Consider the following 25288-nt stretch of genomic DNA (forward strand, 5'->3'; position numbering starts at 1 on the left):
GGAAGTACCACCTCGGGCCCGGTGTGCGGGGAGCCCGCCACCTGGTCTAACCTTGTGATGAAGACCACGTTGGTAACAGGAGGAAAAATGGCTGAAGCCGTAATCGTTGCAGGTGCCCGTACGCCACTAGGCAAGATGTCTGGATCGCTCGCATCCTTGAGCTCAGTGGACTTGGGAGGTCACGCGATCAAAGCCGCTCTTGAGCGTGCCGGCGTTGCACCTGAGAAAGTCGAATACGTTCTGATGGGGCAGGTCCTTCAGGCAGGCGTTGGCCAGGGTGCCGCACGTCAGGCAGCGGTGAAGGCTGGAATCCCTATGACCGTGCCTGCAGTGACGCTGAACAAGCTGTGCTTGTCGGGTATCAACACCATTACGCACGCGGCCATGCTGGTGCGTTCCGGTGAGTACGACGTGGTGGTTGCCGGTGGGCAGGAGTCGATGACTAACGCTCCGCACATGCTTGAGAAGTCCCGTGCCGGCTACAAGTACGGCAACGTGACCGTGCGCGACCACATGGACTACGACGGTCTGTGGGACGCTTTCACCGACCAGGCGATGGGTGGACTGACCGAATCGGCGAATGAAGGCGACACCGAATTCAGCCGTGAAGAACAGGACGCTTTCGCAGCACAGTCGCACCAGCGTGCAGCTGCGGCAAAGGACAAGCTCGCCGAGGAAATCGCGCCCATCACCATCAGCAGCCGCAAGGGCGACACGGTTGTTGACGCGGATGAAGGTGTGCGTGGCGACTCAACTGCTGAGTCCCTGTCGAAGCTGCGTCCGGCATTCCGCAAGGAAGGCGCTATCACTGCTGGAAATGCTTCGCAGATTTCTGACGGCGCGGCAGCCGTTGTCGTCATGAACAAGGACAAGGCCGTTGAAGCTGGGCTTCCGATTCTGGCTGAAATCCGTTCCCACGCATGGACTGCCGGCCCCGACTCGACTCTGCAGCACCAGCCTTCGCAGGCCATCAAGGCGGCAGCTGAGCGCGAAGGCGTGGCGGCTGACTCCTTTGACCTGTACGAAATTAACGAGGCATTCGCTGCTGTTTCCTTGGCCAGCATGAAGGACCTGGGAATTGATGACTCAAAGGTCAACGTTAACGGTGGTGCCGTGTCCCTGGGTCACCCAATTGGGGCTTCAGGTGCGCGCATTGTGTTGACCTTGGCTTTGGAGCTCCAGCGCCGAGGTGGTGGCCTGGGTGTCGCTGCTCTGTGCGGCGGTGGCGGTCAGGGTGACGCGCTGATCGTGAAGGTCGGCGAGTAATGCTCGTTGCGTTTTCTGTTGCGCCGTCCGGGGGTCCTGACCCGGACGGCGACGGGGGAGTACACGACGCGGTTGCCGAGGCCGTGAAGGTTGTGCGGGCTTCTGGGCTCCCGCACCGCACGGACGCCATGTTCACCACGATCGAAGGTGAATGGGATGAGGTGTTTGCGGTTGTGAAAGAAGCGACCGAGGCGGTGGCCCGGTTCGGTCCGCGTGTTTCGTTGGTGCTGAAAGCCGATATTCGAGACGGCCGTACTGGGGAGCTCGACGGTAAGTTGGAGCGCCTGGAGAAGGCGATCGACGAGTCGTAAAACTATCCCGAGTTTACAAGCAGCCACGCAGCAAAGACCTTCCACGTGTCTTATCTGCGTGGCTGTTTTATGCGTCTTTATAGGTCGTGATCTGCAATCGTGAAGACCGGCGTGTTGTCCTGAACCGATTCCAACCGGATACGCACCTCTTGGCCAACGGGAGCCTCGCCTTTCACATCGACGACCACTGCAGGATCAGGGACGTGGACGTTGAGAACAGGCGAGTCGTCGCGTTTCTTATGACCCACAACAACGCCGGTGAACTCGTCTCCCACGCGGTCAGACAACAGAACAGCTTCTGTTGTCTCAATCGCCTCTTTGTCGATCCGGGACGCAACGCTTCCGGTTGATTTCATGATCGAGATGATGTCCTCTAGCCCATCGTCACTGGGGGTGGGAGCGTTGTGGGCGGCCGCCTCGGCGATGGGCAGAACAAAACGGTCAACCAACCGGCGCAGCGGAGCGGTGGCGTGCGCATACGGCGCGCCCACTGCCGCCTGAACTGGGTCCGGGTCCGTGCCCACCAGGGTGTATCCGGCGCCTCGGAACAGCATGGGGGATGCGTAGTGGACTGCGAGCGCGCGTGGGTCGTCCCCGAGGTGGTCGATGGACCGCAGGGTCTCTTGGTACGTGTCGCGGGGCTCGAAGCCCAAGGTGCGCACGATTGCGTGGAACTTTTCGACTGTTTCTTCGTCTGGGTAGTTAAGCGTGCGGAGGACGCCTGCCCCGGCTTTGATCTGGAGTTCAGCCGCAATGCGCCCGGCGAGCAGGCTGATCTGTGCGTTGAAGTCCTCAATGCCTCCCCGAGGTCGGTATTGCAGGGTGAAGGTGTCGGTGACCTCTTGATCTGGGATCGCCAAGTCGATTGCGCCACGGGCACGAGCGTCAGCGAGAAGCGCTTCACCAACCCGAGGGAGAAGCGCGATGGACGGGTGCAGGTCCTGTCCCTGTTCCCACTGGTGCTGGACGGTGGCGTAGTCGAGTTGTGTCCGTGAACGCACCACTGCGCGTTCCAGCGTGTAGTCGGTGAGCTTCCCGTCGTCGGCGACATGCGCCGTGAAGACATAGGCGCTCCGGGTCTGTTCCGGAAGTAGCGAGGCCGCGTCTTCGCTCAGTTCCTTTGGGTGCAGGGGGATTTTGCGGTCTGGAAGGTAAATGGTTTGACCACGTGTGCGCGTCTCCTGATCGAGTTGGCCACCAGGTTCGATGAACCGACCAACATCGGCGATTGCGTACATGACTGTGAACGTTCCGGTCTCCGCGGAGTCCTGGGACAGGTGCATCGCTTGGTCAAGATCGCGAGCCCCGGGTGGGTCAATAGTGACGAACGGGATGTGCGTGTAGTCCTGCTTGGGAGTGTCCAGGCCGTCGCGTCCGGTCGAAAAGGGGTCTGCGAGGTCTTCGATTGCTGACCGTGTTTCTTCGAGAACCGGTGCGGGGAAATCGTGGGGGAGATCGGATGCGAGTTCGTCATACGCGGATTGAAGGCGTTGAGCGGCCGAGCGTTGGATGCGGAAGCGACGCTGAAACATGCCTCCAGCATATAAAAGCGCAAGCGCCCCCAGCAGGATTCGAACCTGCAACCTACGGATTAGAAGGCCGTTGCTCTATCCATTGAGCTATGGGGGCAGATTGTTCGGAGCAGAGTCTACTGCTCCTCGAGCTTATTTGCTATCCGGGTTAACTGGTGTGCTTGCTCCATCATGGTCAAAACCCTGGCCTCGCGAATCAGATTGCGGTGCTCTTCTGGGTCGCTGGTTTTACGTGCGGCTTTGAGAATCTCACGCGCTTCTTCGATTGCAGACTGTTTGGGTGTCACACCTGTCCTTTCGCCAGAAATATCCTAACCGGTTTGGGTCTCGATGTGACCCTTTCAACATATGGTGGTGAGTGACACCGTTACACGCCCGCATGTGGAGGGATCATGGCACTGCTCGAAGGTCGGACCGCACTGGTGACAGGCGGAACTCTAGGAATTGGTTTTGGTATCGCACAAACCTTGAAAGCGCACGGTGCTCAGGTTGCCGTTACCGGTGTGACAGAGGAAGAATGCGCACAGGCTCGCGAAGCTGGTTTTGACACATACGTGTTGGACGTACGCGACCGGGAAGCGTGTTCTTCCGTGGTCGCCGAGGTCGTAGAAACGTTCGGCGGACTCTCACTTCTGGCATCCAATGCGGGAGTCTACCCACAGGCCCCCATTACTGACATGACGGATGAAGACATCGACACGATCTTCGACATCAACGTCAAAGGAACCGTACACATCGTGCAGGCTGCCATCCCAGCACTCACCGAATCAGGTCGCGGGCGCGTCGTTGTCACTAGCTCCATCACCGGTAACTACACGGGATTCCCTGGATGGTCGCACTACGGTGCCACAAAAGCCGCGCAAATGGGATTCGTGCGCTCCGCAGCGATTGAACTGGCACCACACAAGATCACGGTCAACGCTGTTCTCCCAGGTAACGTACTCACACCCGGTCTAAAGGAACTGGGCCAGACCTACCTGGATCAGATGGCCCGCTCAGTACCACTGGGATTCTTGGGTGACCCAACCGATATTGGCGAAGCTGTAGCGTTCCTGGGATCCGACGGCGCACGTTACATCACCGGTCAAGACATCGTGGTCGACGGCGGCCAGATCTTGCCAGAAACACCCGAAGCCCTGGAAGGCATCAACTCGTAACGACTTAACTCATAACGACCGCAGTCACAGACGAACCTGTCACGCACATACCCGAGGTCGGTCCACATAGGTGGGCCGACCTCGGCGTTTTCTCAGGAACACCGGCGTGGTGAGTGGCTAAGCCTGCCGAAAATCGACAAAGTGGAACCGTGACTGACAGTAACCGCACACTTAACCCAGCCATTCACCAGACGCTGGGTGAACTTGTCACGCGCGTGGGCAACGTCCAGTTCCCGTTGACTGTCGAAACCACCACGCCGGGTAAAGCCCTGCAAACCCAGCTGAACAACCAGCTCACTGATTACCTCATGCCACGCGTGGCCGACACGGAAGCGCCGCTGCTCATTGTGTTCGGAGGCTCCACAGGGGCCGGAAAATCCACGCTCATCAACTCGATCATTGGTGAGGACGTGTCAAGCGCAAGCGTGCTGCGCCCAACCACGCGGTGGCCCGTCCTGGTGTGCAACCCGGCCGACCGTAAACACTTCACATCCAAGCGAATCCTGCCCAGCTTGGAACGTGTCAGCCAAGAAGCAACCGACACGCAAGCGCCTCAAGTGCGGATCGTCGACCATCCGTCGATTCCCCCAGGAGTGGCCGTGCTGGACTCGCCGGACATTGACTCGGTCATGGACTCGAACCGGCAGCTTGCTCGCCAGCTCCTGGCAGCCGCCGACCTGTGGGTATTCGTGACAACAGCTGCCCGTTACGCTGACGCCGTTCCATGGGAACTGCTCAAACAGTCCGTCGACAACGGAACCGCTGTGGCCATGGTGCTCGACCGCGTGCCACCGAATGCCAACCGCGAAGTCCGCCACCACCTGTCGTCCCTTCTCAAAGAAGCGCGCCTGGGGACTGCCCCGATCTTCACCGTCCCCGAACTCACCCTGGAAGACGGTCGCCTCCCGCAATCCGCGATCTTCCCGCTGCGCTCTTGGATCTCGAACTTGTCGTCCAACCCTCGCGCACGCAACGCGGTCGTCCAGCGCACCCTCCACGGCGCCCTGGCTGCAGTGCCCGGGAAGGTGGATGCTCTCGCTGAGCACGCCCAGGCGCAGGTGGACTCGCATGAACGGCTCGCCGAGGTCGTTGACACTGAGTTTGCGCACGCCCGCCAGCGTTTGGGGGAGGCTTTGGTGTCGGGGCATGTGCTCCGCGGTGAAGTTCTGGCCCGCTGGCAAGACTTTGTAGGGACCGGCCAACTTTTCCGAGGCCTCGAACCGACCGTTGCGCGAATCCGTGACCGCATCACCGCAGCCGTCACAGGAAAACGCGACACTGCAGAGCCATTGGGACAAGCCATCGAATCCTCAGCCGCGCTACTCGTCCGAGAGCAGGCAGTCGCCGCGCTGGGAGGCGTGACCGACGCGTGGCACGAGACGACCTCGGGCAAAACACTCCTGGAGAACGACCCTCAACTAGGGAAACTGCCTGCCGATATGGACACCACGATCAGGCGGACGATCTCCGACTGGTCCGACAAGGTCAACGACCTGGTGCGCGAAGTAGGGCAGTCGAAGCGAGCACGCGCACGCATCCTGTCCTTTGGGGTCAACGGGGTGGGCGCGGTGCTCATGTTGGCAGTGTTCGCAGGAACCGGAGGACTTACTGGAGCCGAAGCTGGTATCGCAGGCGGAACAGCAGTCGTCACAGGCAAACTTCTGGACACCATTTTCGGTGACCAAGTGACACGCGACCTCGCGTCCCAAGCCCGCCAGATGCTCTTGGAAGCGACCGGCGAACTGCTCACGAGTTTTAGGAAACCATTCGACTCCGCGCTCGACGACGTCGCAGTCAACCCAGAGCAGGCGGCCGAACTCCGCACCATCAACGAGCGACTGAAAGGAATGCTGTGAAAGCCGCAGAAGAAATCAGCCGACTTCGTGATGGGATTAAACGCGCACTCGAACTCGAATCCGGGAGAATCGATACACAGACGATCACCGATGCGCTGGAACTGCTGAATAAAACGGAAGCCCGCTTAGACCTCGGGCTGGACCGTACTGTTGTTGCGTTTGCAGGTTCAACTGGATCCGGGAAGTCCTCGCTGTTCAACGCGGTGTCAGGGCTAGAAATTGCGCAGGTGGGCGTGCGCCGTCCCACCACGTCAAAACCCACCGCATGCGTGTGGGGTGACGGTGGCGAAGAGTTTCTCACCTGGCTCGGCGTTCCGATCGACAACCGCACGTGGCGCGAAAGTGCGCTCGACGGGAAAGACGAAGAGCCGTTGCGAGGGCTCATTCTTCTTGATCTTCCCGACCACGACTCGACAGCGGCGAGCCACCGTCACGAAGCCGACCGCCTGGTGGGCATGGTGGACATGGTTGTGTGGGTCGTTGACCCGCAAAAGTACGCGGACTTCTCGATCCACTCACGCTATCTGCGGAAGCTCGCGAAGTACGCAAACAATATGCTTGTGGTGCTCAACCAGGTTGACCGCTTGAATCCTGAACAGCAGAAGGCAACGGGTGAGCACCTGGAAAGCCTTCTCGAAGCAGACGGAATAGAGAACGCAGAAGTCAAGCTCGTGTCGGCGGTGACACGTCAGGGTGTTCCTGAACTGCGCCAAGAACTGGTGAAAGTTATCAAATCTAACCAGGCGAGCGTGCAGCGTCTCTACACCGACATGCGACACATGGCTGACCGCATTCAAAAGCAATTGGGCACGCCGGTCGAAAGCCCTAATGATCTGGCCGGTACGGAACGTCTGTTGGATGCAATGACCGATGCTGCCGGTGTTGAGGCGGTCGCGCAGACGGTTCATGACGATTACATGCGTCGTGCATACCGGGCCACGGGCTACCCGTTGCTTGCCTGGGCTCAGCGCGACAAGGCTGACCCGCTTGGAGCTAAGCACGGTGGGGACCGCGACGACCTGATTCGTGCAGCCCGCCCTGAGACCACCCGCACGCAAAATGCGCGCGTGAACCTTGCCGCTCACGAGGTGGTTGCTGAGGCGACGTCCAGCTTGCCTCATTCGTGGCGACAGGCGATTGGTCGGGCAGAAAAGCAGAGTACCTCTGAACTCACGCACACCTTGGACGAGGCTGTGACAAGCGTAGGCATCGAAGTGGTGAGCCCAGGATGGTGGAAGGTTGCCAAGTTCTTCCAGACGCTGTTCTTCGTTCTCACCGTTGTGGGGCTCGCGTGGCTGATTGTGAACGCTGTTTTGCTGGCGATGTCGCTTGATCCAGGTGGCATTCTGATGTGGATAATTCCTGGTGGGTTGTTGCTTGTGGGGGTCATCGGCTCAGCTATTACCTCGAGTTCAGCGGCAGGGGCACGTCGCAAGGGTGCCCGTGCCCAAGCGGATAAGGTTCGTGCTGACCTTATTTCCGCAGTTCGTAAGGCTGCCGAAGGCTCGTATCTGGAACCGATTAGCTCAGTTTTGCGTGAGCACAAAGAGGTTTACGACGCACTTACTTAATGTCGGAACACTGTGGAAACAGTTGGCGACAGCGTTGCTTGAGCGCTGTGGATAGTAACTCGTTTTCCACAGACTTCGCTATAGCTCTTTATTGCGCTTCCTTTCTCAGTCACGGTGGTGATTCACCTACGAAAGGACAGCAATGAAGCAACTCAACTATTTTGTGGGAACAATCGGATCGGAAATCCGAAGCGGAACAACCCAGGAAAACAATCCATGGACAAGTTTTCGCGTCGCAGTGAACTATGACAGGTATGACCGTGAGAGTCGCGAATACAAGAACGTCGATACCAACTGGTATGAAGTGATGTGTTACAGCGCGCTTGCGTCAAATGTGCGCGCCAGTGTGAACTGTGGCGACTCGGTCATTGTGATTGGACGGCTACGGGAACGAACATGGACCACCGAAGACGGACAACAAGGGTCAACCATGCAGATCCTTGCTGATGCTGTTGGACACAACCTTCAGTTCCACGGAGCGCGGTCCTTGCGCCCCAAGAAGGTCGTTCAAAGCGACACTGAGGAGGAGACTTCCGGGTGGGAAGAAATCACGCGAAAGGAACCGGCACTTGTGGGTGCCGGAGCCGATGAAGGTGGATCAGTGGGTGAAGCGCCTGCGAACAACTCAGAGAACAACGACCCTCCTTTCTAAAAGCCACGCACGGTGGAAACCTGAAGAAGCATCGGCGACCGGCTATTCTTATGTGTTGTGAAACAGGAATCAGCTTCTTCAGGTTTCCGCGTGCGACAGCGCTTTGTGGCCGCGTGCGTGGGCGTGGTGACCGTGACCGCACTGTCCGGATGTGGCTTGTTCATGAAAGAGTCCACTCCGGGGCCACCCAAAAAGCAAACCAAGGAAAAAGAAGCGGTTGTCACAAAGGTCCTTAAGGACGTTCAGCCACTGACCGAGATCGACGGGGTTCCGACCAGTAAACAGTTTTTTGAGCACATGCTCGAAACGGGTTATAAGCCCGAGGACCTCGAAGCTACTATTGACCGGTCGCCACTAGACCACGACGTTCCTTCGAAAATGTTTGGCATTAAGGTCAAAGAAGGGTGCGTCATTGGTGAAGTGCGGCAAGGCTCGGTCTCGGGAAGCCTCGTGGAGCCCAACGAGTCGAACAAGTCGTGTCTCTACGGAAATGTAGACCGCCCCGAAGGGGTAGAACCACCTAAGGGCGAAGAACGGGCCGACGCAGATAAAGACAACGGAGTAGGCCACCTGCCCGGTGACGACATGCACGAACGCAAAGACGGTGAATCGTCAGAGGGCTCAAACGACAACGCGTCCGAAGACTCAGGTCAGGACACATCAGAAGAGCAAGAGACTCCTAAGCCAAAGAAAAAGAAGAAGAAAAAACAGTCTGACTCAGAGTCGAACGATAGAAGCGAATCTGGGACAGGCGAAGGCTCTGACAGTGGATCGGCAAACTCGATTGGGTAACTAGCTTTTCGCGAAGTTCCCGCGGTAGCCTTGAAGCACTATGGCAGAGTTCATTTACACCATGCATAAGGCGCGTAAAGCGCACGGTGACAAGGTTATTCTCGACGACGTATCAATGTCGTTCTACCCAGGGGCAAAGATCGGTATGGTCGGCCCCAACGGTGCGGGTAAATCGACAATTCTGAAGATCATGGCGGGCCTGGACCAGCCTTCGAACGGTGAAGCTCGCTTAAGCCCCGGGTACACGGTGGGCATTCTCCTGCAGGAACCGCCGCTCAATGAGGAAAAGACGGTTCGTGAGAACGTCGAAGAGGGCGTCGGAAGCATCAAGCAGAAGCTAGACCGCTACAACGAAATCTCTGACGAGATGTCGAATCCGGACGCCGACTTCGACGCTCTGATGGAAGAGATGGGCAAGCTGCAAGAAGAAATCGACGCGGCCGACGCGTGGGACTTGGACTCGCAGCTCGACCAGGCGATGGACGCTTTGCGTTGCCCTCCGGGAGATGCTGATGTTCGTGTGCTCTCCGGTGGTGAACGTCGTCGTGTCGCTCTGTGTAAATTGCTCCTGGAAAAGCCTGACTTGTTGCTCCTCGACGAGCCTACTAACCACCTCGACGCAGAATCGGTCCTGTGGCTTGAGCAGCACTTGAGCACCTACCCAGGCGCCGTAATTGCCATCACCCACGATAGGTACTTCCTTGACCACGTGGCCGAATGGATCGCTGAAGTTGACCGCGGTCACCTGTACCCGTACGAAGGTAACTACTCGACGTACTTGGAGAAGAAGAAAGAGCGCCTCCAGGTGCAGGGTAAAAAGGACGCGAAGCTCCAGAAGCGTCTGTCAGAAGAACTCGAATGGGTGCGTTCGAACGCTAAGGCTCGCCAAACTAAGTCCAAAGCGCGTTTGGCTCGGTATGAAGAAATGGCGGCCGAAGCCGAGAAGATGCGCAAGCTCGACTTCGAAGAAATCCAGATTCCACCAGGACCACGCTTGGGTAACGTCGTTATCGAAGCTGAAGACCTTCACAAGGGATTCGACGACCGAACCCTCATCGATGGGTTGTCTTTCTCACTGCCACGCAACGGAATCGTCGGTGTGATTGGTCCAAACGGTGTCGGTAAGACCACGCTGTTTAAGACCATCGTGGGACTTGAGCCACTGGATGGCGGAAACCTCAAGGTCGGTGAAACTGTAAAGATTTCCTACGTTGACCAGTCCCGTGGCGGAATCGACCCAGAAAAGACCCTGTGGGAAGTTGTCTCGGATGGTCTGGACTACATCCAGGTGGGTGCGGTCGAAATGCCGTCGCGTGCATACGTGTCAGCATTCGGCTTCAAGGGTCCAGACCAGCAGAAGAAAGCCGGTGTTCTGTCCGGTGGTGAACGCAACCGCCTGAACCTGGCGCTCACCCTCAAACAGGGTGGAAACCTGTTGCTTCTTGACGAGCCCACGAACGACCTCGACGTCGAAACCTTGAGCTCACTTGAAAACGCTCTTCTTCAGTTCCCCGGTTGTGCTGTGGTCGTTTCCCACGACCGCTGGTTCCTCGACCGTGTAGCCACCCACATTCTCGCGTGGGAAGGCACAGAAGAGAACCCAGCCAACTGGTACTGGTTCGAAGGTAACTTCGAAGCGTACGAAAAGAACAAGGTCGACCGATTGGGTGAAGAAGCCGCACGCCCACACCGCGTGACGCACCGTCGCCTCACTCGCGACTAATCACAAACGTGTGGCCCTGCTTTTAGCAGGGCCACACATGTATTTACTGACTTTCTTTTACACGCACCATGCCCTGCTGGGCAACGGAGGCAACCAGATCCCCACTGTGGGTGAAGATGCTTCCCATACCCAGACCTCGGCCACCTTCTGCTGCGGGGGACCGGTAGTCAATGAGGTGCCATTCGTTGAGGTTGATGGGGCGGTGCCACCACATGGCGTGGTCGAGGCTGGCCATGCGTAAACGCGGGTCCGACCAGCTGAGCCCGTGGCGTCGCAGAATCGATTCCAGCAGGCTGTAGTCACTGGCGTATGCTGCGGTCGCGGCATTGATAACGCGGTTGGTGCTCAGAGGAGCAATAGCCCGTAGCCAATAGCGAGTGTGCGAGGTTTTTGCTCCGGAGAACCCAGTGTAAAGCTCCGGATCCACCGGGCGGATGTCGAACGGCCGGCGCGCAATCCAGTTCTTGATCAACGCGTTGTTGGTTTCGCCTAGAATTTCGTTCAGATCCTGCAGTTCTTCGGGACCTGGAATGTCATCAGGGAACGCGTTTGAGTGTTCAAGGCCGTCCTGTTTGGTTTGGAACGACGCAATCGCCGAGAAAATGGGCACCCCGTTCTGATAGGCCTGCACGCGGCGAGTCGAAAAGGATCCTCCGTCGCGCAAGTTCTCGACGCCCAGGAACAAGTCCGTATCATCGCGTCCGGCGCGTAAAAAGTAGCCGTGAATCGAGTGGATGAATCGGTCTTCGCTCATGGTTTGGGACGTCGCCGCTACGCACTGCGCAAGAACCTGTCCACCGAACAGCCGACCGCCTGGCTTCTTCTGATTCCACGCTTTGAAACAGTGAGTTTCACCGCCGGGTGCCGGGCCGTCGACTCTTTCGAGGCTGAGCACCTGCATAAGTTCACTCACGTTTTCTTCCATTTGAACCTTCATGCTGTGAATCCTAGTGTCACAGCGGTCTGTACAGGAAACAGGCTCCGCGATTGTTCGTGTTAATGTGCGGAATCGAACACTAACTGTGCGCAGTCCAACAATGTTTATGCTGTGGTTCGCATAACACAGGTGGCAAGATAGTGCTATGGCATTCCAATTAGTAAACCCACTGCTGACGGGCGAGTTTACCCGTGTTCTTCTTGAGTTGCGCTGGGGTGACATGGATGCATATGGGCACATCAACAACGTCACGCAGATGCGACTTCTGGAAGAAGCTCGAGTTCGCGCATTTGGTTCCCCGACAGCTGATAGGGATGCCGCTGTTGTTCCTGGCCCGCACGGAACGGTGCCATCGTGTGTGGGGCTCGAGATCCCTCCGGTGTTTGCCGAGGTTGCGCACACCCACGACATTTTGGTGGCTTCCCACGCGATTGAGTACCGTGCGCCTATTCCGTATCGCGAAGGCCCGGTGGCGATTGACACGGTGATCAGCAAAGTGGCCCCCGTTGTCATGACTGTTGGATATGTGATTGCAGAACCGGATGGGTCGAAGGCGTACACCGTCGCCGAAACGGATGTTGTTTTTGTCGACCGTGAGAGCGGGCGTGCTCAGCGTTTGCAAGAGGAGCACGCGCAGGCCCTGCGCTCGGTCGTGAATCCTGGACCACCTATGCGAAGGCGGAAATAAATGAGCATCGAGTTGCCAAGTTCCGAGGTTCTTGCTGACCTCAACCAGTACTTGTCGAGGGTTTTGCGTATCGACGAAGATGCGGCAGTGCGCATTACGGTTCACGGTACGGTCGCGGTTATTTCCACTGCGCCTCTGTTTCCGGTGGGCCTGGGCGATGACATGCCTCTGGCCCTGGCCATGCGCATGGTTCCGATTGTGTCGTGCGCAGATGGCAATATCGACGAGGTCGTGCCAGCTAGCGCTGTTGTCGACAGGTTGGTGCGTTCATCGAAGACTGACTCTTTGGAGTTGCGGGTGCCTCCGCAGCGAGTGCAAAAGTCGTGGACGGGTATCGCGCCACCGCGTACGGGTTGGGCTCCCGTCGCCGAGGTCGACGCTGAGTCCCTGCGCGACGTCGCCGATGCTGGGGTTAAGGAAATTACCGAGGGTGTTCCCGAAGGTGCGGGCGCTCACGCCGTGAGCGCACTGCGCACCGCCGTGTGGAAGCGACCGATCGAAGGTATCAGTGACGCGGTGAAGTCGCCTGTACCGGCAGGGTTGGCGTTTGCGATGGACGCGTGTGGTTTTCTGCGGGTTTCACGCCCGGTGAAGGTTTTCGCAGCACCTCAGTGGTTGCGTCTGTCTGCGCCTCACGGCCACGTGCTTACTCGTGTGTAGTGGGGTCCGGCTGGCCTTGTAGAGGTGGGGCCGGATAGTCGTGTGGGGTCGACGAGCCAGCCCTGATGTCCAAACGGGTGCGACCGTCTAGCGGGTCTGGCGTATTGATCATGGCTGCGGCGGCGCGTTCAAAGTAGTCCCACATGAGCTGGTCGTACATAGGCGGAAGTTTGACCGTGTCCAGTGCTTTGCGCATGTGGTGGAGCCAGTGGTCTCTGGCTTTTGAATCAACCGGGTACGGGTTGTGGCGCATGCGTAAACGTGGGTGACCGCGCTCTTCCTGATACGTGGTGGGGCCGCCGAAGTACTGCTCGAGGAACGTCTGAAGCCGGTGCTTTGCGCCGTCGAGCTCATGCCCTTCGGGGTACATGCTGATGAGGAATTCGTCCTCAGCGACTGATGCGTAAAACGCGTCGACAAGCGTGGTGAACGTGGCGTGGCCACCCACGGCGGCGAACACGCTGTCCGGGCGTTGCGGTGTGGTCATGAGTCACTGTCCTTGTTTTCGGTGCTGTCCGAGGTGGTTGTGGCTGTGTGTGTCTGTGGCCCGGGCACGGTGCCGATGAGCGACTGCGCTGGAATGGCGATGGTGATTCCACGTTTGCGCAGTTCGCGCTGGATCTCCGCTCGGAACGCGCGCGCTACACCCCACTGTTCATTGGGCTTGGTTTTGATGACGGTACGGATCGTGACGGCGTTTCCGCTGATTTCTTGAACACCCCAGATCTCTGGATCTTCCAGGATGGAAGGCGCTAGGTCAGGTTTGTTGCGCATCGATTCGACTGCTGCGTGAATGGCTGCGTCGACGACTTTTTGATCGGCATCGTAGGGGACTGGAAGGTCCATAACTGCCCGTGCCCATCCTTGCGATTGGTTACCGACGCGCAGAATCTCGCCGTTAGGAATGTGCCAGAGTGTCCCGTCGATCCCACGGACTTTAGTGGAGCGTAGACCTACGTCTTCGACGACTCCCACGGCCTCACCCAGGTCCACGGTGTCGCCAATCCCGTACTGATCCTCGGCAACGATAAAGAAACCGGAAAGGTAATCGCGGACCAATGACTGTGCGCCAAAACCAATTGCGACACCAGCGACACCTGCCGATGCCAGGATCGGAGCTGGGTTGTAGCCCAGTTCCTGCATGATCATGAGGGCCATGATCACGAAGATGATGATGGCGGCGATCGAGGATAGTAGCGAGCCGACTGTTCGAGCACGTTGTCCGCGGCGTTCTACCGAAGCCGGGTCGGTCTTGATGACACGGTCGCGAGCGTCCCCACCAAAGCGACGCGAAGAAACAGCCGTGGTTCCTTCTGCGATCTTGCGCGCAAACTTTCGAATGACAAAGCGCACCACGAACGTCACAACGATGGCAAGTACCACCAAGATGGCGATGCGGAGTGGCGCTCCGATCAAGAAGGTCCACCACTTGTCGACACCTTCGGCAGCACGATTCACCGTGTCGGAAATGGGAGTGGGCTGGGGTGTTGAAGCAGCAAGTAAGTAACACATACGTTGTTCAACCATAGACACTGAACCTGGACTTTCAATCAGGCGTCCCTCGAGTGCGACTGAGAGGTTTCACGAACTCTCAGAGAGCGCTCGGTGACGTCGAGTAGTTCGTGCATGATACGACGAGCTCCCTTGTGCGCGTCGGGGTGTGTTTCCAGCCATTCGCGAGTGCGTGAGGCAGTCGCGCGTGATGCTGGCGGGTGCAAACGGAGCGTGAGCGTCTGGGCGATTTCAAGTGTGCGGGTATTCCACCAGTCTTCGACGTGTGCATAGAAGAGGTCGGCGAAGCTGTTTTCGTCACCGCTGTCAATGAGTGTTCCGTCAGCCTGTTCAATACCCATGGAGAAACCACTTGTCACAGCAGTGATGACGGCGTTCGGGAGCGACGTGTCACCGGTAGCCAGGTCGTAAGCGCGCTTCTTGCTGTTGGTGGTACAGCGTGCGCTACGTGCTACGTGAGCGAACCGAATACCGGAGGCGGTGTTGTCCTCGTTCATGAGCGCGTCGATGTCTTGATCGCTGATTCGATCGTGGAGGGCCAAGTACGACACGATGCCCCATGCCAGGTCCTTGTCGATCGTGATTCCGTCAGGAGCATCAAGATTACCGGTGTGGATACCCTCGAGACGATCAAGTTGTTCCGGGGTAGTCGCGTGCGTGACAAAAGCCTTAAACAGTTGGAACTGCTGGTCGCTGTTTTCCGGGGACCTGAGCGTGGCTTCCCACAAGAAGTCGGCAACGCGAGCAGAAAGCTCAGCGCGTTCTTGCGGTGACGTAAAGCTCTCAACTGCGGTTTTAAGCTGACGGATTTGAACGGTCAACCCGGTCGAATGGGTCACTGCGTCAATATTTGCCTCGAGCAGTTCGATGTACCTCGCGAGCGGAAGCTCAGCATCGCGCACCATATCCCACACGGTCGAAAGAACCAAGAGCTGGGCCAGTGAGTCATCAATGCCTGACAAGTGTGCAAGCGCAGTTTCCAGGCTTGCGTCGTCGAAACGAATCTTTGCGTACGTGAGGTCAGTGTCATTGACCAAGACGAGGTCAGGCTTGGGAGTGTCAGGTGGCAGTGGAACAGATGTCACTGCCTGGTTGACGTCGAGGTGAATGAGCTCTGTACGCACAAGTTTGTCACCCTTTAAGGAGTACAAACCTACAGCCAACCGGTGGGGGCGCAAGGACGGTGTTGGCTGCCGTTCAATCACCCACGGTTCTTGGTGAATCAGAAGCTCAGTGAGAACCCCGTCGGAAACCTTCAGTTCGGGTGTGAGGAGGTTGACACCTGACTCTTGTAACCACACACGCACCCATTCGTCGAGGTCACGTCCCGACGCTTCTTCAAGCTCAACCAAAAGATCACGCAGTTCAGTGTTCTTCCACGCATGGGTGTCGAAGTAGGCTTTCAAGCCAGTGAAGAAGTTCTCGCGACCCACGTACGCAACCAACTGTTTGAGCACAGAGGCGCCTTTCGCGTACGTGATGCCGTCAAAGTTCACTTCGACATCGTGAAGATCTGCGATATCAGCTTCGATGGGGTGCGTGCTGGGAAGCTGGTCTTGTCGGTAAGCCCACGCCTTCTCCAAAGTCGCGAATGTGGTCCAAGCGTCACTGAAACGGGTTGCTTCAGCCGTTGCCAGCGTGGACATAAACTCAGCAAACGATTCGTTCAGCCACAGGTCGTTCCACCACTTCATAGTCACCAGGTCGCCAAACCACATGTGTGCAAGTTCGTGGAGAATTGTCACGTCGCGACGTTCAACGGTGGCTTCTGTTGCACGCGAACGGAAGACATAGGATTCGACAAACGTCACGCATCCGGCGTTTTCCATGGCGCCTGCGTTGAACTCTGGAACGAAAATCTGATCGTATTTTTCAAACGGATACGGCGTCTGGAAGTGTTCTTCGAAGAACGCGAACCCGGCCTTGGTCGTTTCAATGATGTTGTGGGCGTCCAAGTGCGACGCCAGCGAAGCACGACAGAAAACTCCCAAAGGCACAGTTTCACCGTCACTGCTCACAAGCGAGTCACGAACGCCAGTGTATGGACCGGCCACAATCGCGGTGATGTAGCTCGAAATCGGGGGAGTGGGAGCGAACTGCCACACGGCTGACTTTTGCGACTCGGCAAGGTCTGCGAACTCGCCGAGGTCGTGCGGATGTGGCGTGGGTGAGTTTGAGAAAACTTCCCAATGTTTGGGAGCGATGACGTTGAACGCAAACGTGGCCTTCATGTCAGGCTGTTCAAAAACAGGGAAGACGCGACGGGAGTCTGGTACTTCGAACTGCGAGTACAGATACGTTTCATTGTCAACAGGGTCGACAAACCGGTGAAGACCTTCGCCGGTGTTCATGTAGAAGAACGTGGCGTCGATGGTGAGAACGTTGTCTTTTGCCAAGCCAGGGAGCGCAATCCGCCCTTCAGAGACAACCTGCGAGACATCGAGTTCTTCACCGTTGAGAACAACAGAAGTCACGGTGTCGGTGATTGCGTCAATGAACGAATCGGTGCCGTCTTGAGCTGAAAACCTCACAGTTGTGATGGTCCGAAACGTGTCACCGTGACCATCAAGAACTAGAGTGATGTCATAGGAGTCAACGTTGATCAGTTGCGCACGCGTGCGAGCATCGTCACGGGTGAGGTTCAGTTGAGACACGTAGGCTCCTAACGTCAGAAGATCGATGTTCTCCCATTCAATCACGGGGGACTGACACAGTTTTTTAACGCGAACTTCTCACACGCGAAAGGTGATGCAGAATGGCGAAAGAAACCCTCCACTTGTGGTTTGACCCTACGTGCCCGTGGGCATGGATGACGTCGCGATGGGCGTTGGAAGTCGAAAAAGTGCGCGACGTCGAAGTCCAGTTCCACGTGATGAGCCTGTCCGTCCTCAACGAAGGACGCGACCTCGACCCGGAATATGTCGAGCTCATGGACAAGGCGTGGGGCCCGGTCCGCGTCATCATTGCCGCAGCCCAGGACTACGGAAACTCGGTCATCGCAGACCTCTATACGGCCATGGGAACTCGCATCCACCTCGGCGGTAATAAAGACTTTGACCAGGTGATCAACGAGTCGCTTGCCGAGGTAGGCCTGCCGGAGTCACTGGCGGATGCCGCGCACACGGACACGTACGACGACGCCCTGCGCGCCTCGCACAACGAGGGAATTTCGCTGGTAGGCGAAGACGTGGGTACACCCGTGATCGCAGTGGGCGACGTGGCGTTCTTTGGGCCCGTCGTCACGCCTGCCCCCAAGGGCGAAGACGCAGGGAAGCTGTATGACGGCACACTCCTGGTAGCAAGCACCCCCGGATTCTACGAAATCAAGCGCACGCGCACCGTTGGCCCGCAGTTCGACTAACACACACGAAGGGACGCTTATGAAAATCCACCTTGGAACTGACCACGCCGGATTCGAATTTAAAGAGACACTCAAGAAGCACCTCGAAGACAACGGTTACGAAGTTGTGGACCACGGTGCCCACGAATACGACGCGCTCGACGACTACCCAGCATTCTGCATCGCGGCCGCACAAGGTGTCGTGGCCGACCGGGCAGAAGGATTGGACTCGCTGGGAGTTGTCATCGGTGGGTCAGGAAACGGCGAACAGATGGCTGCCAACAAAGTGAAAGGGGCCCGTTGCGCGCTGTCGTGGAATCCCGAGATTTCCCGCCTTGCCCGCGAACACAACGACGCATGGCTGGTCTCCGTGGGTGCCCGTCAGCACAGCGAAGACGAAGCGATCAGCATCGTTGACGCGTTCATCCGCACCCCATTTTCCAACGACGACCGCCACGTGCGCCGCATTGGAATCATGAGTGAGTTTGAGGAGTCCGGGCGCGTCTAAGACTCGCACCCCAACCCGCACCCCCGCCGAGGTGGTTCCCACAGATCTGTTGGGGGGCACCTCGGCCTTTTAATACCAAAAAATAGGCAACGCCTGCGGATGGTGGGCATGCACAATCGACAGGAATACGACCGCATCAAAGAGCAGGTGTACGGTCACCGTGTACGGAAGCGACTTGGTGCGCGTGAAGATGACGGCCTGGACCAGGGCGAACGGGATCGTGATGAGCGGGGCCCACGACCGGTAACCCAACTCCCACAGGAACGACACGAAAATAATCGACGTGACGATGTTTGCCGGCCAAAACGAAAAGTGTCGGTGCAAAAGGGTGAAGACCGTGCAGATGAAGAACAGCTCGTCCCAAATGCCAACGGCGTTCACCCCAATGAACAGGCGGGAGATTTCGCTGGGGGTGACCACGGCCGGCCAGTTGAGATACGCGCCGGAATAAAAGAAGTAGCGGGGGAGGACCAACCAGCCCACGATCACTACGAAAGTCAGCCACCCGAATTCCAAACGCGACCACTTTCGACCCTTTCGGGTAGGGAAGCGGATGGCGTGATCGCGGTACACCCACCGGCTCAATGCGTACGGCACGAATACCGAGGCGCCGAGGACTGCGCCCATAAGGAACATGTTGGGCCATGAGATGTCGGCCTCGAGGGAGATCGTGCGCAGAATGCCCAAACCCAGGGCTATCAGCAAGATGTCCTTGGCAAACGGCTTGTCTGCGCACCATGACAGCGCCACTGAGGCTGCCAAGGCGGCGAATCCCCAGACGCGCAGAGGCTGGTCATACAGGCCAAAAAGCATGACAGCCGAACCGGCCAACAGGGCAACAGCTGCGTACTTTGCCAGGTCCGTTCGCGTGAAACTGGGCGGGTTCGTCGCATGTGGGTTCGTCACACTGTGGACAATACCCAAGGTTGCGAGGTGAATCAGGCCGCGCGTCCACATGAACGCGTGTAGTGTGATCTGTATGACACGATCAAAGGTGATTCGTTCCACGACAAAGCGACTCGACACTGTGCACTCTGCTTCATATTTCGCGCAAGAAATGGTGGCTGAACTTGATGCGCTTGGTGTGGAGCGTGACGCGCAGTACCTTGCGCAACGTGCGGCGCCATTGGGGCAAGCTAGCGCTGAACTGGTGACCGCGACCTTTTACAGTTTTGCTCCCGCTTATGTTTCTGCCCACGTTCCCGCGTGCTGGGAACAGGCGGCGCCGGAGGAGATCCACGCGACCCGAGTGCGTGCCGCGGAAAAGATTGTCGAAAAGTTGGTAGCGGGGCCAGGTGGTAGCGAACTACTGGAGTCCATTCCGCACATTCGCCGGGCGCTCGCCCCTGTTCTTGAGGCAAGTGACGTGTGCGGGAAGCCGTTGTATGCGGCGCATGTGAATGCGCGAAAGTCGGCTGGTGATGACGCTGGTGAGTTGGTGCAACTGTGGTGGGACATCACCTTGTTGCGTGAGTTCCGAGGTGACGCTCACCTGGCAGCCCTCGTTGCCACGGGCGTTGGGAGTGTGGAGTCGATCGTTTTGGACTCTGCCACGGGTAAGTCCTTTGCTCCGTATTACATGCGAAAGATGCGTGGGTGGACGTCAGAAGAATGGGCCGAGGTGGCAGAAAAGTTAGCGATGGCCGGTTTCCTTACCAGCGCGGATGATGAGGCGACATTGACGGAGGAGGGTGTCAAGCTGCGGGCGCATGTTGAAGCTCTCACCGACATGGGTGTGGCAAGTACGTGGGATGCGCTGTCGGATGAACAGGTGTCTGACTTGCAAGGTTTGGCGACGTTGTGGGCCACGGCTGTCGCGAAGTCGGAAATCATTCCGCCGAAGTTGTTTGGGTAGTTAGTAACCGGTAGCGACCAAGGTGACTTTAACGAAAAAGTCCCGGAACACGTGTTCCGGGACTTTCTGTGTGTTGTCGGGGTGACAGGATTTGAACCTGCGACCCTTCGCTCCCAAAGCGAATGCGCTACCAAGCTGCGCCACACCCCGTGTTTAGACAACTTGAAAAGCATATCCCATAAATCGGCGAAAGCAAATTCCGGCGTGGCGGATGGGTGGGTCTCTTCGGTGGAAGTCCCGAGGTGGGTGCCAGGTAAGTGCTCTGACCTGCGGAAACGTATTTTTGTGGCCAGGATTTGGTTTTTGGCGAGCGGTGTACTAGAGTTGGTTGAGCGCTCGGGGATGTAGCTCAATGGTAGAGCCTCAGTCTTCCAAACTGATAGTGCGGGTTCGATTCCCGTCATCCCCTCGGATGTGAAGTCCCGAGGCACTGTTTCGAACAGAGCCTCGGGACTTTTGCTTTGCGCAGAATCCTGCTGAACCCACAGGGCTACAGGCGTTTCCGATGTGCGTAAAGCGTAGATAAACCATTAGAATGGTCAGTTGTGTTCTGCGGGAGTATTGCCCGCGTAAGTTTTAACGAGAGGTAAAAAGTGAAGAGCTCCGTCGAGAAACTCGACCCAACACGGGTCAAGCTCAGCGTTGAAGTACCGTTTGCCGAACTCAAGCCGAGCATCGACGAGGCCTACAAGCAGATCGCTCGTCAGATCAACGTGCCCGGATTCCGTCGCGGTAACGTGCCTGCGAAGCTGATCGACCACCGTGTTGGCCGCCCAGTTGTCATGCAGGAAGCAGTCAACAACAGCCTCGATGGATTCTTCCGTCGTGCAGTTGAAGAAAACAACGTAGAGCCACTGGGCCAGCCTGAAGTAGAGGTATCGGAAGTCCCTGGCTTGGACGGAAAAGACGAAGGCGAACTGAAGTTCACCGTTGAAGTGGACTGCGTGCCAGAGGTTGAACTGCCTGCATACTCCGACATCAGCGTTGAAGTTGAACCCATCGAGGTCACTGACGAAGACGTAGAAGCAGAGCTCGATGCGCTGCGTAGCCGTTTCGGCACCCTCAACGCAGTAGACCGCCCAGCCGCAAACGACGACTTCGTGACGCTGGACCTGGTTGCTCTCGTCGACGACGAAGAAGTGGACTCCGCAAACGACGTGTCCTACCAGGTTGGCTCCGGCACCATGCTCAAGGGCATGGACGAAGCACTCGAAGGCCTGTCCGAAGGTGAAGAAACCAGCTTCGAAACCCAGCTCGCAGGTGGCGAACACGAAGGTAAGGACGCTCTCGTCAAGATCACCCTCAAGTCCGTTAAGGAACGTGAGCTTGCCGAGGCCGACGACGACTTCGCACAGATGGCCTCAGAGTTCGACACCATGGAAGAGCTCCGCGAGGACCTGAAAGAAACTGCCAAGCGCAACAAGGAACTTGAACAGGGCGTTGAGGCACGCGACAAGGTCCTGGAAGCTCTCCTCGAAAAGGTCGACGTTCCTGTGCCGGCCAAGCTCGTTGAAGCTGAAGTCAACCGTCACTTGGAAAACGAAAACCGCACGGAAGACGACGAGCACCGCAAGGAAGTCACGGAAGAAACTGAGCGCACCATGCGTACGCAGTTCATTCTCGACGCCATTGTGAAGGCTGAGTCGATCGAGGTTTCGCAGCAGGAACTCATCGAGTACATCATGACCGCATCGCAACAGTACGGCATGAGCCCGCAGGACTTCATGCAGGCACTCGGATCGCAGGGACAGGTTATGGCCCTGCAGGCCGACGTTGCACGTCGCAAGGGTCTCGCAAGCGTTCTGTCGGAAGCCAAGGTTGTGGACACCGAAGGCAACGAGGTCGACATGACTGCCTTCACCACCCCAGCCGCTGACGAAGAAGAAGTTGTAGAAGCTGAAGCCGAAGCAGAAGAAGCTGTTGAAGAAGCAGAAGCTGCTGAAAGCACAGAAGAAAAAACGGCAGAGGAGACCGACAAGTAGTCGCCACTGCCACAAAGCCCGCCACGCACACCCGGTGCGAGGCGGGCTTTTCTATATCCCACCTCGGCTGACTCTTTCACGCTGATGGCGAACAACGGGCGTACTGGGACTAAAACTGGCCGCAAGCGGGTTAAAGTTCGTAGAAATTACCTCTATTACAGGAGTGAAACGTGACGAACCACGAATGGACAATGGATGTCCCAGGCTCCGGCATGGGCCTGGACGACCACATCTACAACCGTCTGCTCAAAGAACGGATCATCTGGCTGGGTTCCGAAGTGCGTGACTCCAACGCAAACGCTATCTGCGCGCAGATGATGCTCCTGGCAGCTGAGGACCCTGAAAAAGACATTTGGTTGTACATCAACTCTCCAGGTGGGTCCGTGACCGCCGGCATGGCGATCTACGACACCATGCAGTACATCAAGCCCGACGTGGGAACCGTCGCAATGGGAATGGCCGCGTCGATGGGTCAGTTCCTCCTGTCCTCCGGTGCTAAGGGCAAGCGCTTTGCGACCCCGCACGCTCGTATTCTCATGCACCAGCCACTGGGTGGAATCGGCGGTACTGCGACCGACATTAAAATCCAGGCCGAACTGATTCTTCACATGAAGCGTCAGATGGCACAGATCACCGCAGACCAGACGGGTAAGACGGTTGAGCAGATCCTCAAGGACAACGACCGTGACCACTGGTTCACTGCAGATGAAGCCCTGGACTACGGCTTCATCGACAAAGTGGTGACCCACGCTGCCGATGTTCCAGCAGCTGCATCCAACTGATCGGAGACTTTCATGACACACATTGACCCATGGGCAACCGCTGGAAACTTGCCGACGTCGCGCTACGTGATGCCTCAGTTCGAAGAGCGTACGCCGTACGGTTTCAAGCGCCAGGACCCATACACCAAACTGTTTGAAGACCGAGTGATCTTCTTGGGCGTGCAGGTGGACGACACCTCGGCCGATGACGTGATGGCTCAGTTGCTTGTGCTTGAGAGCCAGGATCCTGACCGCGACATCACGCTATACATCAACTCGCCAGGTGGGTCGTTTACTGCGCTCACCGCGATCTACGACACTATGCAGTACATCAAGCCAGAAATCCAGACCGTGTGCTTGGGGCAGGCGGCCTCTGCTGCGGCGGTATTGCTGGCGGCGGGTGCGCCTGGAAAGCGTCTTGCTCTGCCGAATGCGCGTGTGCTCATCCACCAGCCCGCAATGCAGGGGCAAGGTCAGGGGCAGGCGTCAGACCTTGAGATTCAGGCGAACGAGGTCTTGCGCATGCGTCGCTGGCTTGAGGAGACGCTCGCTAAGCACTCGAACAAGAGTGCCGACGAGGTGTCGAACGACATCGAACGCGACCTGTTCCTCACCGCCGAAGAGGCAAAGAGCTACGGCCTGGTAGACCAGGTGCTCAGCAGCCGTAAAGGTGTGAAGTAACGGCTGTGAAGTAATGGTTTACGCGAAGCTGGCTTAAGCTAGCCGGTCACACGGCGCAAAGCGAGCAGGACGGCGCATTATATTGCGCAGTTTCGCTCGCTTTGCGCCGTTTCGCAATCTAACTGGAGTAAGCCCAGCGACACACCGTTACAGGAAAACCGCCAGCTTAAGCGCGTTTGTGCAAGCATGGAGCGAGCGGGCGTACTACTCTGGGTATGAGTTCTGTGAAAGGTTGTGACAGTGACACGCGCAGGTGCAGATTTACTTAAATGTAGTTTTTGCGACAAAACGCAAAAACAGGTCCGAAAGCTCATTGCGGGTTCGGGCGTATACATTTGCGACGAATGCATCGGTCTGTGCAACGAAATCATCGACGAAGAACTCAACGCCGGTAAAGAACCTGACCAGGCAATCGAACTCCCCAAGCCACAGGACATCTTCGACCACCTCAACGACTTCGTCGTAGGCCAAGAATCCGCCAAACGCGCTCTCTCAGTAGCGGTGTACAACCACTACAAACGCATCAACGCGATGCGGTCTGGCGATAAACCTGAGGTCGAAATCGCTAAATCCAACATCCTCATGGTTGGCCCAACCGGTTCCGGCAAAACCTACGTGGCCCAGACTCTCGCCAAGAAACTCAACGTACCTTTCGCAGTCGCCGACGCCACTTCACTCACCGAAGCCGGATACGTAGGTGAAGACGTCGAAAACATCCTGCTCAAGCTACTCCAAGCCGCTGACTTCGACGTCGAACGCGCCCAAACCGGCATCATCTACATTGACGAGATCGACAAGATCTCCCGGAAGGCCGAAAACCCGTCCATCACCCGTGACGTATCCGGCGAAGGCGTCCAGCAGGCACTCCTGAAAATCCTGGAAGGAACCCAGGCCTCCGTTCCTCCCCAAGGTGGTCGCAAGCACCCACACCAAGAGTTCATCCAGCTCGACACCACCAACGTACTCTTCATCGTGGCCGGCGCATTCGCTGGCCTCGAAGAGATCATCTCGGCACGCAAGGGCAAGCACGGAATCGGGTTCGGCGCGCTCATCCAGTCCAAGGAAGACGACGTTAACCACTTCGAGGACCTGCTCCCAGAAGACCTCCTGAAGTTCGGTCTCATTCCTGAGTTCATCGGCCGTGTTCCCGTGATCGCAACACTGGACAACCTAGACCGTGAAGCACTCATCGCGATCCTCACAGAACCACGTAACGCACTGGTCAAGCAGTACCAAGCCATGTTCAACATGGACGGCGTGGAACTCGAATTTGAACACGAAGCACTCGAGGCTATCGCCGACCTCGCCCTCCTACGCGAAACCGGTGCGCGCGGACTTCGTTCAATCCTCGAAGAAGTCCTCCAGCCCATCATGTTTGAACTGCCCAGCCGCGACGATATCGAACGCGTCGTCATCACGCACGACGTGGTCAACAGCAACGTCGCACCCACACTCGTCCCTAAAAAGGCGCGCAAAAGGCCGTCCCGAAAGACGGCCTAAAGCG

Annotated in this window: 24 protein-coding genes and 3 tRNA genes; 18 read left to right on the forward strand and 9 right to left on the reverse strand. The window is 57.5% G+C overall.

Going from position 1 to position 25288, the window contains the following annotated elements; all coding sequences use genetic code 11:
- The first annotated feature begins 87 nt into the window (after positions 1-87).
- Together MHX53_RS07760 and MHX53_RS07765 are read left to right on the forward strand one after the other, a co-directional pair.
- On the forward strand, positions 88-1266 hold the full coding sequence (locus MHX53_RS07760) for an acetyl-CoA C-acetyltransferase (protein ID WP_239271984.1): 1179 nt from the start codon (positions 88-90) through the stop codon (positions 1264-1266).
- Entirely contained in the window at positions 1266-1577 is a 312-nt protein-coding gene (locus MHX53_RS07765; protein WP_204514466.1) for a thiamine-binding protein, read from the forward strand. The genes MHX53_RS07760 and MHX53_RS07765 overlap by 1 nt, the downstream gene beginning before the upstream one ends.
- A 77-nt stretch (positions 1578-1654) precedes the next feature.
- On the opposite strand, the gene MHX53_RS07770 is transcribed toward MHX53_RS07765, so the two are convergent.
- The 3 genes from MHX53_RS07770 to MHX53_RS07780 form a co-directional block, all read right to left on the reverse strand.
- The gene (locus MHX53_RS07770; RefSeq protein WP_239271986.1) at positions 1655-3109 is read right to left on the reverse strand and encodes an RNB domain-containing ribonuclease; all 1455 of its coding nucleotides are present in this window, start codon (positions 3107-3109) and stop codon (positions 1655-1657) included.
- 24 nt (positions 3110-3133) lie between these two features.
- Positions 3134-3206 (reverse strand) — tRNA-Arg (locus MHX53_RS07775).
- A 19-nt stretch (positions 3207-3225) separates the two neighbouring features.
- Positions 3226-3396, reverse strand: a complete 171-nt coding sequence (locus MHX53_RS07780) for a hypothetical protein (RefSeq protein WP_180965254.1) — start codon at positions 3394-3396, stop codon at positions 3226-3228.
- A 105-nt stretch (positions 3397-3501) separates the two neighbouring features.
- On the opposite strand from MHX53_RS07780, the gene fabG reads away from it, so the two are divergent.
- The 6 genes from fabG to ettA all read left to right on the forward strand — a co-directional run bounded on the left by fabG (position 3502) and on the right by ettA (position 10860).
- The gene (gene fabG / locus MHX53_RS07785; RefSeq protein ID WP_239271988.1) at positions 3502-4266 is read left to right on the forward strand and encodes a 3-oxoacyl-ACP reductase FabG; all 765 of its coding nucleotides are present in this window, start codon (positions 3502-3504) and stop codon (positions 4264-4266) included.
- A 149-nt stretch (positions 4267-4415) separates the two neighbouring features.
- Positions 4416-6122: a GTPase domain-containing protein gene (locus MHX53_RS07790; protein WP_239271990.1), complete on the forward strand. Its 1707-nt coding sequence runs from the start codon at positions 4416-4418 to the stop codon at positions 6120-6122.
- A complete protein-coding gene (locus MHX53_RS07795; RefSeq protein WP_239271992.1) occupies positions 6119-7693 on the forward strand; it encodes a GTPase in 1575 nt (524 codons plus the stop codon). Before MHX53_RS07790 ends, MHX53_RS07795 begins: the two co-directional genes overlap by 4 nt.
- Positions 7694-7835: 142 nt before the next feature.
- Positions 7836-8345 carry a single-stranded DNA-binding protein gene (locus tag MHX53_RS07800; protein ID WP_239271994.1) on the forward strand — a complete coding sequence of 170 codons (510 nt, stop codon included), beginning with the start codon at positions 7836-7838 and terminating at the stop codon, positions 8343-8345.
- Between the two features lie 57 nt (positions 8346-8402).
- The gene (locus MHX53_RS07805) at positions 8403-9137 is read left to right on the forward strand and encodes a hypothetical protein (protein WP_239271996.1); all 735 of its coding nucleotides are present in this window, start codon (positions 8403-8405) and stop codon (positions 9135-9137) included.
- A gap of 40 nt (positions 9138-9177) precedes the next feature.
- The gene (ettA, locus tag MHX53_RS07810; protein WP_239271998.1) at positions 9178-10860 is read left to right on the forward strand and encodes an energy-dependent translational throttle protein EttA; all 1683 of its coding nucleotides are present in this window, start codon (positions 9178-9180) and stop codon (positions 10858-10860) included.
- A 43-nt stretch (positions 10861-10903) separates the two neighbouring features.
- On the opposite strand, the gene MHX53_RS07815 is transcribed toward ettA, so the two are convergent.
- A complete protein-coding gene (locus tag MHX53_RS07815; protein WP_239272000.1) occupies positions 10904-11797 on the reverse strand; it encodes an acyl-CoA thioesterase II in 894 nt (297 codons plus the stop codon).
- 145 nt (positions 11798-11942) lie between these two features.
- Between MHX53_RS07815 and MHX53_RS07820 the strand changes: the two genes are divergently transcribed.
- Together MHX53_RS07820 and MHX53_RS07825 are read left to right on the forward strand one after the other, a co-directional pair.
- Positions 11943-12485: an acyl-CoA thioesterase gene (locus MHX53_RS07820; protein ID WP_204514455.1), complete on the forward strand. Its 543-nt coding sequence runs from the start codon at positions 11943-11945 to the stop codon at positions 12483-12485.
- Positions 12486-13145, forward strand: coding sequence for a hypothetical protein (locus MHX53_RS07825; RefSeq protein WP_239272002.1), 660 nt, complete (start codon positions 12486-12488; stop codon positions 13143-13145).
- Here MHX53_RS07825 and MHX53_RS07830 read toward each other — a convergent pair.
- The 3 genes from MHX53_RS07830 to pepN are packed head-to-tail and all read right to left on the reverse strand — an operon-like array spanning position 13132 to position 17311.
- Positions 13132-13632, reverse strand: a complete 501-nt coding sequence (locus MHX53_RS07830; RefSeq protein ID WP_239272004.1) for a globin — start codon at positions 13630-13632, stop codon at positions 13132-13134. The two genes, MHX53_RS07825 and MHX53_RS07830, sit on opposite strands and share 14 nt — an antisense overlap.
- Complete coding sequence (locus MHX53_RS07835; protein WP_239272006.1) at positions 13629-14672, reverse strand: mechanosensitive ion channel family protein; 1044 nt, start codon at positions 14670-14672, stop codon at positions 13629-13631. The genes MHX53_RS07830 and MHX53_RS07835 overlap by 4 nt, the downstream gene beginning before the upstream one ends.
- A 23-nt stretch (positions 14673-14695) precedes the next feature.
- Entirely contained in the window at positions 14696-17311 is a 2616-nt protein-coding gene (gene pepN / locus MHX53_RS07840; RefSeq protein ID WP_239272008.1) for an aminopeptidase N, read from the reverse strand.
- A gap of 101 nt (positions 17312-17412) precedes the next feature.
- Here pepN and MHX53_RS07845 point away from each other — a divergent pair, with 101 nt between their 5' ends.
- On the forward strand, positions 17413-18018 hold the full coding sequence (locus MHX53_RS07845) for a disulfide bond formation protein DsbA (protein WP_239272010.1): 606 nt from the start codon (positions 17413-17415) through the stop codon (positions 18016-18018).
- Between the two features lie 19 nt (positions 18019-18037).
- On the forward strand, positions 18038-18505 hold the full coding sequence (locus MHX53_RS07850) for a ribose-5-phosphate isomerase (RefSeq protein ID WP_239272012.1): 468 nt from the start codon (positions 18038-18040) through the stop codon (positions 18503-18505).
- A 69-nt stretch (positions 18506-18574) separates the two neighbouring features.
- Here MHX53_RS07850 and MHX53_RS07855 read toward each other — a convergent pair whose 3' ends face one another.
- On the reverse strand, positions 18575-19411 hold the full coding sequence (locus MHX53_RS07855; protein ID WP_343212359.1) for a type II CAAX endopeptidase family protein: 837 nt from the start codon (positions 19409-19411) through the stop codon (positions 18575-18577).
- Between the two features lie 73 nt (positions 19412-19484).
- Between MHX53_RS07855 and MHX53_RS07860 the strand changes: the two genes are divergently transcribed.
- Positions 19485-20360, forward strand: coding sequence for a hypothetical protein (locus MHX53_RS07860; RefSeq protein WP_204514449.1), 876 nt, complete (start codon positions 19485-19487; stop codon positions 20358-20360).
- Between the two features lie 76 nt (positions 20361-20436).
- Here MHX53_RS07860 and MHX53_RS07865 read toward each other — a convergent pair.
- Positions 20437-20510 (reverse strand) — tRNA-Pro (locus MHX53_RS07865).
- A gap of 188 nt (positions 20511-20698) precedes the next feature.
- Between MHX53_RS07865 and MHX53_RS07870 the strand changes: the two genes are divergently transcribed.
- The 5 genes from MHX53_RS07870 (at position 20699) to clpX (ending at position 25284) form a co-directional block, all read left to right on the forward strand.
- Positions 20699-20769: transfer RNA gene (locus MHX53_RS07870), tRNA-Gly, on the forward strand.
- Positions 20770-20953: 184 nt separating this feature from the next.
- Positions 20954-22342, forward strand: coding sequence for a trigger factor (gene tig / locus MHX53_RS07875; RefSeq protein WP_102237811.1), 1389 nt, complete (start codon positions 20954-20956; stop codon positions 22340-22342).
- A 191-nt stretch (positions 22343-22533) separates the two neighbouring features.
- Positions 22534-23124 (forward strand): ATP-dependent Clp protease proteolytic subunit, encoded by a 591-nt coding sequence (locus tag MHX53_RS07880; RefSeq protein WP_102238335.1) that lies wholly within the window; start codon positions 22534-22536, stop codon positions 23122-23124.
- Between the two features lie 12 nt (positions 23125-23136).
- Complete coding sequence (locus tag MHX53_RS07885; RefSeq protein WP_102237812.1) at positions 23137-23784, forward strand: ATP-dependent Clp protease proteolytic subunit; 648 nt, start codon at positions 23137-23139, stop codon at positions 23782-23784.
- Between the two features lie 240 nt (positions 23785-24024).
- The gene (gene clpX / locus MHX53_RS07890; protein ID WP_239272016.1) at positions 24025-25284 is read left to right on the forward strand and encodes an ATP-dependent Clp protease ATP-binding subunit ClpX; all 1260 of its coding nucleotides are present in this window, start codon (positions 24025-24027) and stop codon (positions 25282-25284) included.
- Positions 25285-25288 lie beyond the last annotated feature (4 nt).

The organism is Brevibacterium sp. ACRRH, from assembly GCF_022346365.1.
Classification (GTDB): domain Bacteria; phylum Actinomycetota; class Actinomycetes; order Actinomycetales; family Brevibacteriaceae; genus Brevibacterium; species Brevibacterium paucivorans.

Coding starts and splice junctions, on each gene's coding strand:
- MHX53_RS07760 (WP_239271984.1), top strand. CDS start 88: ATGGCTGAAGCCGTAATCGTTGCAGGTGCCCGTACGCCACTAGGCAAG.
- MHX53_RS07765 (WP_204514466.1), top strand. CDS start 1,266: ATGCTCGTTGCGTTTTCTGTTGCGCCGTCCGGGGGTCCTGACCCGGAC.
- MHX53_RS07770 (WP_239271986.1), bottom strand. CDS start 3,109: ATGTTTCAGCGTCGCTTCCGCATCCAACGCTCGGCCGCTCAACGCCTT.
- fabG (WP_239271988.1), top strand. CDS start 3,502: ATGGCACTGCTCGAAGGTCGGACCGCACTGGTGACAGGCGGAACTCTA.
- MHX53_RS07800 (WP_239271994.1), top strand. CDS start 7,836: ATGAAGCAACTCAACTATTTTGTGGGAACAATCGGATCGGAAATCCGA.
- ettA (WP_239271998.1), top strand. CDS start 9,178: ATGGCAGAGTTCATTTACACCATGCATAAGGCGCGTAAAGCGCACGGT.
- MHX53_RS07815 (WP_239272000.1), bottom strand. CDS start 11,797: ATGAAGGTTCAAATGGAAGAAAACGTGAGTGAACTTATGCAGGTGCTC.
- MHX53_RS07820 (WP_204514455.1), top strand. CDS start 11,943: ATGGCATTCCAATTAGTAAACCCACTGCTGACGGGCGAGTTTACCCGT.
- MHX53_RS07825 (WP_239272002.1), top strand. CDS start 12,486: ATGAGCATCGAGTTGCCAAGTTCCGAGGTTCTTGCTGACCTCAACCAG.
- MHX53_RS07830 (WP_239272004.1), bottom strand. CDS start 13,632: ATGACCACACCGCAACGCCCGGACAGCGTGTTCGCCGCCGTGGGTGGC.
- MHX53_RS07835 (WP_239272006.1), bottom strand. CDS start 14,672: ATGGTTGAACAACGTATGTGTTACTTACTTGCTGCTTCAACACCCCAG.
- MHX53_RS07845 (WP_239272010.1), top strand. CDS start 17,413: ATGGCGAAAGAAACCCTCCACTTGTGGTTTGACCCTACGTGCCCGTGG.
- MHX53_RS07850 (WP_239272012.1), top strand. CDS start 18,038: ATGAAAATCCACCTTGGAACTGACCACGCCGGATTCGAATTTAAAGAG.
- MHX53_RS07860 (WP_204514449.1), top strand. CDS start 19,485: ATGACACGATCAAAGGTGATTCGTTCCACGACAAAGCGACTCGACACT.
- MHX53_RS07880 (WP_102238335.1), top strand. CDS start 22,534: ATGGATGTCCCAGGCTCCGGCATGGGCCTGGACGACCACATCTACAAC.
- MHX53_RS07885 (WP_102237812.1), top strand. CDS start 23,137: ATGACACACATTGACCCATGGGCAACCGCTGGAAACTTGCCGACGTCG.